The organism is Candidatus Paracaedibacter symbiosus, assembly GCF_000757605.1.
GTDB lineage: Bacteria > Pseudomonadota > Alphaproteobacteria > Paracaedibacterales > Paracaedibacteraceae > Paracaedibacter_A > Paracaedibacter_A symbiosus.
Map to the genome: position 1 here is coordinate 3,223 of NZ_JQAK01000026.1, position 1,358 is coordinate 4,580.

A 1,358-nucleotide genomic window follows, 5' to 3' on the forward strand; every position below is an offset into this window, starting at 1 on the left:
ATTTTTTATTAGTACCTAGGGCAGGGAGCCTTTATGCGAGAATAGCATATTTTGCAACAAGCTTTGATCAAGGTTCTAATAATAATCTCAACACTGCTTTAACTCACAATCAAGCTATGATTGGAGGCCCTTTAAATCTTAGTTTAAAAGATAACATCTTGGCCTTAAGAGACTTTATCAAACTAAGAGCAGATCAAGGTGCAAGTATGTTAATTGACCTTATAGATTTAAGGACAATTATGGGGGGAAATACTGCTTTAATGAACTCAGCAGTTCAATTTAAAAATTTAATTGATAATCGGCCTATAACAACTAGCATTTTAGCGGCACTGTCAAACCTACAAAATGCAATTGCTGGGAACAATGCGTTTGATCTTGTAACACGTACAAATCAATATGTTAATATTCTTTATACAAATAGCAATCCTAGAAACCTAGGCACTGCTATTTTAGCTTTACAAACCAAATTAGGCGGTAATGGGGATATATACTCTCGTATTGACTTGCTACAAATTAATTTTCAACTATTAACAACAGAAAACCTTAACGCCAAGAACTCCATAGGAACATTGTTACCACCGCCTGCCAATCCAAGCCTTTTAGAGCGTCTAAATGAAATAAATGTTTTAGTGCCTGGGGCTGCTCCCATTGTGCGAAAGGTTCAAGCATTAAAGAATGATTTTGATGCCGATGAACTTGCCATTGCTCAAGCTAAAACAATGGTTGGTACATTGCAGCCAATTCCCGCAGATCCCATTTTGGCTGATCGCCTTGCAGAGTTAAATCCTTTTCTTCCAGCAGGAGGTGATCCTATCGTACGGAAGGTTCAAATATTGAAAAATGAATACGATAATGTAAAAAATGATCTTGATGAAGCTGAGAATACAATAAATGATGCTTGGCAAACTGCAGATGGGCAATCTTCAGCTGACCTTACCACTGGTTTGCATACCATTTCAGCTCTTGTAGGTAATGCTGTTATCCTTACAGGCGTTAATGCCCTTAATACTCAGATTCAAGATTCTAAAAATTCTCTCGGTACTCTTTTGCCTTCTCCCGCAGATCCTAGTCTCTCCGAGCGTTTGGATGAAGTAAATACTCTGGTCCCCGGCCCTGCTCCCATTGTGCAAAAGGTTCAAGCATTAAAGGATGATTTTGATGCCGATGAGCTTGTCATTGCTCAAGCTAAAACGTCAGTCGGTACATTGCAGCCAATTCCCGCAGATCCCATTTTGGCTGATCGCCTTGCAGAGTTAAATCCTTTTCTTCCAGCAGGAGGTGATCCTATCGTACGGAAGGTTCAAATATTGAGAAATGAATACGATAATGTAAAAAATGATCTTGATGAAGCTGAGAAT

The 1,358-nt window shown here is 38.9% G+C and carries 1 protein-coding gene; it reads left to right on the forward strand.

What is annotated here, in order from left to right; genetic code table 11:
* A partial coding sequence (locus IG80_RS12935) for a hypothetical protein (RefSeq protein ID WP_032114235.1) occupies positions 1-1,358 on the forward strand: 1,358 nt, incomplete at both ends.